Source organism: Mycobacterium sp. E796, from assembly GCF_001672815.1.
GTDB lineage: Bacteria > Actinomycetota > Actinomycetes > Mycobacteriales > Mycobacteriaceae > Mycobacterium.
The window spans coordinates 55699-62545 of the sequence record NZ_LZKK01000193.1; the positions used below are offsets into that span (position 1 = coordinate 55699).

Genomic DNA, 6847 nt, shown 5'->3' on the forward strand with positions numbered 1-6847 from the left:
GGTCAAAGTCGTTCAACCGCCTGGCCGTTCGGGCCAGCTTAGCTAGCTAATGCTCAGCACTTCCTCCGGCGCACGTCTGGGGGTCGGCGCGGGTGTCGCTTCCATCGGCGGCGCGATGCCGGCGCGGATAAGCACCTGCGGCTGGCCGTCGTGTTCCAGCAGGCCGCGCACGACATCGCGGCTTTCGTCCAGCTCGATCAGGTGGGTCAGCGTGCAGGTCGCCAGGAACGCCATCGTGCATTCCAGTAGCACGGTCGACAGCACTTCGCCGCACCGCAGCACGTCCGCCCTGGTGTCTTCGGGGGTGGACAGCACCAATATCTTCGACCAGTCCACCGCGACCTCGGGACGGCGATCCTGTTCCGTCCTGGCCGGAAATTCCCGCGCCACGTCCACGCGGCGAATTTCCTTGCCGGACAACAGCGCGCCCGGCGGCACACCCTCGTTCATCGCGAAAGGCGAAGTCCACCATTCGAGTTCGGCGTGATACGTCGCGTCGTCGCGGCGCAGCGACTCGGTGAGCTGTGACGCCTTGACCAGCGCGGGTCGCGCGTCGTCGCGGAGCACGTCGAGTGTCACCAGGCTCTCGTCGAAGGTGCTGCGCAGCACGGGCTCGAAGAGGTCCCAGTAGGTGGGCTGCCCCATCGGGAGCCGGTCGGTTCGGCGGTGCAGGATCGCGTTGGCACGATCGCGCTGCGCGCGCGTGACGTACTCGACGGAGTGGAATTCGACAGTCGCCAAATGGTCGGGGTCGTTCGGATTCGGAAAGCGTTCGACGTCCGCGCCCCATCCCGCGGCGCGCATGGCGACCCGAAGGTGATCGAGCGCGGCGCCGCAGCTGAGGATCGCCTCCCGGCCGGAGCGGTCCGTGCCCGGCACCGTTCGGTCGCGGTCGACGAACAGCCGTAAAGTCCCGTCCTCGGCGACCCACCGCCACGGCTGGCTGTTGTGTACCGACGGAGCCCGGCACGCGAGCTGCACCGCTTGCCTGAGAGTCTGCGTGTCCACCGTCGTTTTCATGACCGTCAATTCCCTTGCCGAGGTTTCGCTTCACCATCGAAGGTAGGCCGGAACCCGGCTGGCGGCCAGGGTCGTTGTACCCGGCCGCCGGGGTCGATCAGGTGCCGAAAGGCCTACGCAGAAGAGTTCTTTTCGACGTAGCCCACCACGTCGGCCAGTGTCCGAAGCGACCCGTAGTCCGATTCGGGGATGTCGACGCGCAGCCGCCGGTGAATGCCGCGAAGGAAGCTGAGCCAGTCCATCGAATCGAGGTCGACCTGGTCGCGCAGCAGCACGTCGTCGCTGATGTCGTCCGGATCCACTTCGGGGGCGATGCTTGTCAGCACGGAAAGGACTGCCGCCCGGGTGTCTTCGTTCATCGTCGTCATGTGCACTCACTTCCCTCACTTTTCGAGGAGGTCGGGCTGCTGGAGCAGCTCGTTGATCGCGCTGAGGAACAACGCGCCCCGGTGGCCGTCACTCGCGCGGTGGTCGGCGGCGAGCGTCGCCTGCACGGTGCTCATCACCCGGATTCCGCCGTCGATGACGCAGACCCGCTGGGCCGGCTGGCCGAAGCCGACGATCGCCACCTGGGGTGGGTAGATGACGCCGAAGACCGTGTCGACGCCCTTGTCGCCGAGGTTGGTGACGGTAATCGTCGGGTCGGACATTTCCGAGCTTCGCAGGGAGAAGGAGCGCGCCCGCGCGACGAGATCGGTGAGGTCGTCCATCAATTCGTCGAGCTTCTTCTCCGGGACGTCATGGATGGCCGGCGCGACGAGACCGCCGCCGCGCAGCGAGATCCCGACGCCGACATGGACCCCGTTCGCGGGCTCGAACCCGTCGTCGCGCCAAAATCCGTTGAACTCGCCGAAGCGCTGCGCGGCGAGGCCGACCGCCTTGAGCAGCAGCACGGCCGGCAGCACCCGCTCGTCGATGGACCGTTGCGCGTTGCGGGTCGTCAGCCAGGTCAGCGACTTCTCCAGCACGATCTCGTCGGCAAGGTAATAGTGCGGGATCTCATGCTTCGACCGGCTCATCGCGGCGGCGATCGACGTGCGCATCGCGGCCGCGCGGTCGGCCGGTGTGGCCTTGGTCGCTTTCTCCTCTTTCGGCTTCTGCGGCTTCTGGGCGGCGGCGTGCCGGATGCTGGCGGCGGCGTGCTCGACGTCGCTGATGATGACGGCGCCCTGCGGGCCGGTGCCGTTCAGCGCGTCGATGTCGACGTGCAGGCTCATCGCGAGGCGGCGAGCCGCCGGCGACACCCACCGACGATGTTGCGGGGCACCGGCAGGAGTGACCCCGACGGGCGCCTTGGCGCGTTCCGCCGACGGTTTGTCATCGCGGGCTGCGGACCGCTGCTTGGCGGCGGGCCGGACCCGCTTTTCCGCCCGCTCGCCCGGGGCCAGCAGCGTCGCCAAAGTGGTTCCCACTTGGACCGTTTCACCGACCGGAACGAGTAGTTCGCCGACCGTGCCCTCCTGCCAGCATTCGATTTCCACGGCGGCCTTGGTGGTTTCGACAACCGCCACGATCTGCCCGCGCGTCACCTTGTCCCCGGGCTTGACCAGCCACTCGTTGAGCGTGCCCTCGTCCATGTCGGCGCCCAGGGCGGGCATCTTGAACTCGATCATTGTTGCGGCTCACCGAACAGGCCCTGGACGGCGGCGACGATCTGCGCGGTTTGCGGCAGCGCCGCCTGCTCAAGGTGCTTGGCGTACGGCATCGGGACCTCGGCGCTGCACACCCGGGCGATGGGGGCGTCGAGGTCGTAGAACGCGCCCTCCACCACCCGCGCCGTGATCTCGGCGGCCAGACTGCCGCTGCGCCAGGCCTCGTCGATGACGACCAGCCGATGCGTCTTGCGCACCGATTCCAAGATGGTGTCCTCGTCAAGTGGCCGCAGCACCCGCAGATCGATTACCTCGCAATCGATTCCGGCCAGCGACAACTCGTTTGCGGCGTCGAGCGCCTTCCACAGCGAGCCGCCGTAGGCCACCACGGTGACATCGGTCCCGGCGCGGCGAACGGCCGCTCCGGAGATGTCGGTGGGGCCGAGGGCCTCGATGTCCGACGAGGTGTTGTAGAGCTGAACGTGTTCGAAAATCACCACCGGGTCCGGGTCGGCCAGTGCCGGGCCCAGCATGCCGTAGGCATCCTCGACGGTGGCAGGGGCCACCACTTTGATGCCGGGGATGTGGGCGTACCAGGGCTCCAGGCTGTGCGAGTGCTGCGCTGCGAGCTGGCGTCCGGCCCCCGTGGCCATGCGCACGACGATCGGGACCGAGAACTGCCCGCCCGACATGTGGCGAAGGGCCGCAGCGGTATTGACGATCTGATCGAGCGCCAACAGGCTGAAGTTCACCGTCATGACTTCGATGATGGGGCGTAATCCATTGAGGGCGGCCCCGATTCCGATCCCGACGAAGCCCAGCTCCGACAGCGGCGTGTCACGCACCCGCTCGGGTCCGAATTCGTCCAGCAGTCCCTTGGACGCCGCGTAGGTTCCGCCGTACCGGCCGACGTCCTCACCCATCAGCACCACGCGCGGGTCGTCGTGCAGGGCGTCGCGAATCGCGTCGTGAACCGCGGCCCGGTAGGTCGTCTTCGTCGTCTTCATCGCGCCTCCTCCGGAGTCGGGGTGAGCACGTCGCGTTCGAGATCCGCCACGTCCTCCCACGTGCCCGCCTCGGCGAAGGCCACCGCGGCCTCGATCTCGGCGACGGCCGAATCCTCGATCTCCCGAACGTCTTCGGCGGACAGCGTGCCGTCGTCCAGGCACCGGTCGGTGAACGACCGGATCGGGTCGCGGTCGCGCCACCGTTCGACCTCGCCCTTGTCGCGGTACAGCTCGGGGTCGAACATCGAATGCGCCCGGAACCGATAAGTGCGGAACTCGATGAAGAACGGGCCGCCGGTGTCCCGGACGTGATCGACGCCCTGCTGCGCGGCGACGTGGCACGCCTCGACGTCCATCCCGTCGACGGCCATGGTCGGCACGCGGTACGACGCCGCCTTGACCGTGAGGTCGGTCTGCGACTGCGCGCGCTCCAGCGCGGTGCCCATCGCGTAAAGGTTGTTCTCGCAACAGAACAACACCGGCAGGTGCCACAGCGCCGCCATGTTCAGCGACTCGTGAAACGCGCCCTCGGCCACCGCGCCGTCACCGAAGTAGCAGGCCGTCACCCGCTTCTGCTGCAGCATGGAGTCGGCCAGCGCAATGCCCACCGCGAGCGGCAGGCCGCCGGCGACGATCGCGTTGCCGCCGTAGAAGCGCTTCGACGCGTCGAACAGGTGCATCGACCCTCCCCGACCGCGGGAGCAGCCCTCCTGCTTGCCGAACATCTCGGCCATGATCGAGGTCATCGGGATGCCGCGCAGCAGCGCGTGCGCGTGCTCGCGGTACGTCGCGACCACCGCGTCGTCGTCGGCCAGCGCGCGCAGGGACCCGGCGGCGACGGCCTCCTCGCCGACGTAGAGATGGAGGAACCCGCGAATCTTGGCCGCGCTGTAGAGTTCCGCGCACTTCTCCTCCATACGGCGCACCCGAACCATGTCCGACAACAGTTCATGGGCCAACTTGGTGTCTGTCACGACGGCACCCCCTCCGCATGGCGGTCCGGCTGTCTCTCGATGGTGGAGGTGTCGCCTTCGGGCAAGCCGAGTTCGCGGGCCTTGAGCAGCCGGCGCATGATCTTGCCGCTGCTCGTGTGCGGCAGCGAGTCCACGAACTCGAGCTCCTTGGGCGCCACGGTGGCCCCGAGGCGCTTGCGTGCGTGGCCGATCAATTCCAGGCGCAGGTCTTCGTCGGCCACGACGCCGTTCTTAAGCGTGACAAAGGCTTTCACCATTTCACCGACGGTGGGGTCGGGTATGCCGATGACGGCCGCCTCGGCAACCGCCGGGTGATCGGTGAGCGCGCTTTCGACCTCGAACGGGCCGATCAGATGCCCCGCGGACTTGATCACGTCGTCCTTGCGCCCGACGAACCAAAAGTAGCCGTCGGCGTCCTTCTTCGCCAGGTCCCCGCTCAGATAGAGGCCGTCGGCGAAGGCGTTGCGGTAGCGCTCCTCCGCATTGAGGTAGCCGCGGAACATCGAGGGCCAGCCCGGCTTGAGCGCGAGCTCACCCTCGACATCGGGTTCGTCGATCACCGTCGTCGTTCCGTCGTCGTTGTGGCGCACGATGAATGCGTCGACGCCGGGCAGCGGCCGGCCCATCGATCCCGGTTTGATGTCGAACGCCGGCGTGTTGGCGATCATGATGCCGCCCGTCTCGGTCTGCCACCAGTTGTCGTGAATCGGCAAGCCCAGCACCCGCTTTCCCCACCAGACGGCCTCGGGGTTGAGCGGCTCGCCCACGCTGGCGATGAAACGCAGGCGCGGAAAGCGGTATTGCGCGGGCATTTCCGGCCCCGCCTTGATCAGCATCCGTATCGCGGTCGGTGCGGTGTACCACACCGACACGCCCTGGTCCTGCAGGATCTGATACCACCGCTGGGCGTCGAACTCGGCCTCGTCGACGATCGAGGTGACGCCGTGCAGCAGCGGGCTGATGATGCCGTACGACGTTCCCGTCACCCAGCCGGGATCCGCTGTGCACCAATAGGTGTCCTCGGGATGCAGGTCCAGCGCGTACAGGCCGGTGAGATAGTGCATCGCCACCGCGCCGTGCACGTGGATGGCACCCTTGGGTGTGCCGGTGGTGCCGCTGGTGAAGTGCAGCAGCGAGGGGTCGTCGGCGGTGGTCGGCTCGATCGGCGCGTTCTCGTCGGCCGCGTCCACCCATTGCCAGAAATTGAGCGTTCCGGGTGGGGGATCGGCCCCATGTTCGTCCCGGTCGTCCCCGTCGACGACGAATACGTAGCGCACCGACGGCAGGCGATCACGGATCTTGGCGATCTTGCGCCGGTAGAGCGCCGCCGTGGTGACCAGAACGTCGGCCTGCCCGATGTTCACCCGGGTGGCGATCGGCTCGGGCCCGAAGGCCGAGAACAACGGCGAAACGACGCTTCCGTTGCGAAGCGCGCCCAGCATCGCGATGTATAGCTCGGGCGAGCGGTTCATCATCGTGAACACGCGGTTGCCCTTGTTGATGCCGAGCGAGCGCAGCGCGCTGGTGAATCGTTTGGTGAACCGGCCGAGGTCCGCGTAGCTGAGGTCGCGCGTGGTGATCGCGCCGTCCCAGCCCTGGTCGAGGACGAAGCGCAACGCCGTGCGCGTCGCGGTCGGGCCCTCCGCGTGCCGGTCTACGGCAGCGTAGGCGATGTTGCAGCCGCCCGGTCCCATGCCCTCGCACAACGCCGGCACGTCGGACCAGTGAAACTGCGCGCGCGCTTGTTCGTAGTCGGTGAGGTTGGGGCGGACGGTGTAGTCGTCGGGGGTCTTGTGGATGACATCCATGAGGCGTCCTAGCGGTGTGGCCCTGTTCTGTCGCCTGGGCATGTTCATCGTTTGCCCGGCCGCAATTCCGCAATAGAGACGAAAGTCATCAATGAGCCGGCGCTACTCACCCGGGGACCAAGGACCCTGGTGGCGGAACGCGCGCATGCCCGAGGGTCGGGATGGGACAGGAAGTGAGCGTGCGTAATGACCCAGACGACGGTGGGTACCGACGTGATCACCAGCGCGGTGGAGCTGGCGTGCCGCGCACCCTCGCTGCACAACATTCAGCCCTGGCGCTGGGTGGCGCACAAGACGAGCGTCGACCTGTTCGTCGACCCGCACCGAATGGTCACGTCGACCGACACCTCGGGTCGCGAGGCGATCATGAGCTGCGGCGCCGCGCTCGACCATTTCCGGGTCGCGATGGCCGCCGCCGGCTGGGACACCAACATCGATCAGTTCCC

Annotated in this window: 6 protein-coding genes and 1 pseudogene; 1 reads left to right on the forward strand and 6 read right to left on the reverse strand. The window is 67.4% G+C overall.

The window, feature by feature from the left end:
- Positions 1-42: 42 nt before the first annotated feature.
- The 6 genes from A5706_RS14340 to acsA form a co-directional block, all read right to left on the reverse strand.
- Positions 43-1020 carry an NAD(P)H nitroreductase gene (locus A5706_RS14340; RefSeq protein ID WP_068131613.1) on the reverse strand — a complete coding sequence of 326 codons (978 nt, stop codon included), beginning with the start codon at positions 1018-1020 and terminating at the stop codon, positions 43-45.
- 113 nt (positions 1021-1133) lie between these two features.
- Positions 1134-1388: an acyl carrier protein gene (locus A5706_RS14345; RefSeq protein ID WP_068131615.1), complete on the reverse strand. Its 255-nt coding sequence runs from the start codon at positions 1386-1388 to the stop codon at positions 1134-1136.
- 15 nt (positions 1389-1403) lie between these two features.
- Positions 1404-2633 carry a dihydrolipoamide acetyltransferase family protein gene (locus A5706_RS14350; RefSeq protein WP_068131616.1) on the reverse strand — a complete coding sequence of 410 codons (1230 nt, stop codon included), beginning with the start codon at positions 2631-2633 and terminating at the stop codon, positions 1404-1406.
- Positions 2630-3619: an alpha-ketoacid dehydrogenase subunit beta gene (locus tag A5706_RS14355; protein WP_068131618.1), complete on the reverse strand. Its 990-nt coding sequence runs from the start codon at positions 3617-3619 to the stop codon at positions 2630-2632. Before A5706_RS14355 ends, A5706_RS14350 begins: the two co-directional genes overlap by 4 nt.
- Positions 3616-4593: a pyruvate dehydrogenase (acetyl-transferring) E1 component subunit alpha gene (gene pdhA / locus A5706_RS14360; RefSeq protein WP_068131620.1), complete on the reverse strand. Its 978-nt coding sequence runs from the start codon at positions 4591-4593 to the stop codon at positions 3616-3618. Before pdhA ends, A5706_RS14355 begins: the two co-directional genes overlap by 4 nt.
- A complete protein-coding gene (gene acsA, locus A5706_RS14365; RefSeq protein ID WP_068131622.1) occupies positions 4590-6401 on the reverse strand; it encodes an acetate--CoA ligase in 1812 nt (603 codons plus the stop codon). The genes pdhA and acsA overlap by 4 nt, the downstream gene beginning before the upstream one ends.
- A gap of 186 nt (positions 6402-6587) precedes the next feature.
- Between acsA and A5706_RS14370 the strand changes: the two are divergent.
- Positions 6588-6847 (forward strand): annotated as a pseudogene (locus A5706_RS14370) (NAD(P)H nitroreductase); the annotation flags it as partial.